Here is a 2,961-nt window from a genome sequence, read left to right on the forward strand (position 1 = left end):
TGTACTACCACTTCGACTACGTGGGCGGACCGCGCAACTACAAGTGGCTCAACACGAGCCAGGTGTCCCGCGTGTGGGAGCAGATGCACCTGGCGTGGCGCAGCGGCGCGGACCGCATCTGGATCGTGAACGTGGGCGACATCAAGCCGATGGAGCTCCCCGTCTCGTTCTTCCTCGACTACGCCTGGAACCCCGACGCCTTCCCCGCCGAGCGCATCCCGCGGTGGACGCGGGACTGGGCCGCGGCGCAGTTCGGCGCGGAGCACGCGGAGGCCATCGCACGCGTGCTGGCGGAGTACACGCGCTTCAACGCCCGCCGCAAGCCGGAGCTGCTCGACACGGCCACCTACTCGCTGACGGCGTACGGCGAGGCCGAGCGTGTCGTCGCGGACTACACCGCGCTGGCGGCGGAGGCGGGGCGCATCGAGGCGCTGCTGCCGGCGGACGCGCGCGACGCGTACTTCCAGCTCGTCCTCCATCCCGTCCTGGCCTCCGCCAACCTGCACCGGATGTACGTGGCCGCCGCGCGCAACCGGCTGTACGCGCGGCAGGGACGCGCCGGGACCAACGCCCTCGCCGACACCGTGCGGACGCTCTTCGACCGCGACGCGGCGCTCAGCCGGCGCTACAACGAGGAGATCGCGGGCGGCAAGTGGGCCCACATGATGGACCAGACGCACATCGGCTACACGTACTGGCAGGAGCCGCCGCGCAACGTCATGCCGCGCGTGGATGTGATCCAGGTGCCCGACGCGGCGGAGATGGGCGTGGCCATCGAGGGCAGCGACCGCTGGTGGCCCGCCGCCGGCCGCGACAGCGCCGTGCTCCCGGCCATGGACGCGTACAACCGGCAGACGCGGTGGATCGAGGTCTTCAACCGCGGCGTGGCCCCGTTCGACTTCACGGTCTCGGCGGACGCGCCGTGGCTGCGCGTCACGCCCGCGTCGGGCTCGGTGGATGACGAGACGCGCATCACGGTCTCGGTGGACTGGGAGGGCGCGCCGGCCGGCACGCACCGCGTCCCCGTGACCATCGTGGGGCCGGATGGGCGACGGATGGTCGTGTATGCGGCCGTGCACAATCCGCGGACGCCACGGCGCGACCGGGTGCGCGGGTTCGTGGAGGCGGATGGATACGTGGCGATGGAGGCGGAGCACTTCACCCGCGCGATGGAGGCGAACGGCATCCGCTGGCAGATCATCCCGCAGATCGGGCGGACGCTGAGCGGCGTGACGGCCATGCCGGTGACCGCGCCCAGCCAGACGCCGGGCCCGGGCACGCCGCACCTGGAGTACCGGATGCACGTCTTTACCCCGGGCGAGGTGGAGGTGCGCGCGTACTTCTCGCCGTCGCTGGACACGCGCGGCGGCGAGGGGCTGCGCTACGCCGTCTCCATCGACGGCGCCGCGCCGCAGGTGGTGAACGCGCACGCGGACGGCTCCACGCGCGCCGGCGACCGCAACGCCGCGTGGGAGCAGATGGTCGCGCAGAACGTGAACGTGTCCGTGAGCCGTCACCGCGTGGACGTGCCCGGCGAGCACGTGCTGCGGTTCTGGGTAGTGGATCCCGGGCTGGTGCTGCAGCGCATCGTGGTGAACACGGGCGGCCTGCAGCCCAGCTACCTGGGCCCGCCCGAGAGCTTCCGCGGCGGCCCGCGCTGACCGCGACGGCTTCGCCGTCGTACGGCCCGCGGCCGGAGGCCCGCGGGACTGCCCGTCTGGTCGTCCGGGCGCGCCGCCGAAACCGCGCCCACGCGCAAGCCGCGTCATCCTGAGGGGCCCTCGCGGACTTTGTCCGTGCGTGATGCATGCGGTCGCGCCCAGGGCCTTGTGCAGGAACGGGTTGCGCGCGGGCGCTCCCTCAGGATGACGCATTTGGGCGACAGGGACGAAGTAATGCGCGCGCACTGCGGGCCTGCGCGGATTCGTAGGACGCGCGTTGCGTGAGTGCGTAGGGCTGCCCGTAACGCCCCGGACGGCGACGTGTCGCGCGGATACGCGCGGCCCAGCCCGGCGAGTGACGAGCGCCCAAGGCGCGCAATGACACTTGTCGCGCACGAGCTCGCATCGAATCACATCAACCACGAACGATCGCTGATGCCGCGTATCCTCGCACTTCGCGCCGCTGCCGTCCTCCTGCCGCTGGTCGCTGCAGGCGGTGTGGCCGCGCAGAATCCGTCGAACGAGGCGCGGTTCGAGTGGTTCGAGTACACGGGCGACGACCCCGTCTACCGCGGCGTCCGCCCCGGCCCGGGCGACTACCTGAACCCCGTGCTGGCCGGCTTCCATCCCGATCCCAGCATCGTCCGCGTGGGCGACGACTTCTGGATGGTGAACAGCAGCTTCAGCTATTTCCCCGGCGTTCCGCTCTTTCACAGCCGCGACCTGGTCAACTGGACGCAGACAGGCCACGTGCTGGACCGTCCGTCGCAGCTGGACCTGGACAGCTCCGGCATCTCGCGCGGCATCTTCGCGCCCGCCATCGAGCACCACGCGGGCACGTTCTACATGATCACCACGCTGATCGACCGCGGCGGAAACTTCCTCGTCACCGCGACGGATCCGCGCGGGCCGTGGTCCGATCCCGTGTGGCTGCCGGAGGTGGACGGCATCGATCCCTCCCTCTTTTTCGACGACGACGGGCGCGCGTACATCCTGAACAACGGTCCGCCCATCGGCACGCCGCTGTACGAGGGGCACCGCGCCATCTGGATGCAGGAGTACGACGTCGCCAACCGGCGGATGACGGGCCCGCGGCGGCTGGTGGTCAACGGCGGGACGGACCTGTCGAAGAAGCCGATCTGGATCGAGGGACCGCACATCTTCAAGCGCGACGGCAGATACTACCTGGTCTGCGCAGAGGGCGGCACGGCGGAGCAGCACTCGGAGGTCGTCTTTCGCGCGGACAGCGTGTGGGGGCCGTGGGAGCCGTGGTCGGGCAATCCCATCCTCACGCAGCGCC

At 70.9% G+C, this 2,961-nt stretch carries 2 protein-coding genes; both read left to right on the plus strand.

Annotated elements, in window-relative coordinates; genetic code table 11:
• Positions 1 to 1,661: glycosyl hydrolase 115 family protein (locus tag VFZ20_RS26050; protein WP_329686892.1), on the plus strand; the 1,661-nt coding region annotated here is incomplete at its 5' end.
• Between the two features lie 435 nt (positions 1,662 to 2,096).
• Positions 2,097 to 2,961: glycoside hydrolase family 43 protein (locus VFZ20_RS26055; RefSeq protein ID WP_329686893.1), on the plus strand; the 865-nt coding region annotated here is incomplete at its 3' end.

Origin of the sequence: Longimicrobium sp. (genome assembly GCF_036280135.1) — a bacterium.
Taxonomy (GTDB): Bacteria; Gemmatimonadota; Gemmatimonadetes; order Longimicrobiales; family Longimicrobiaceae; genus Longimicrobium.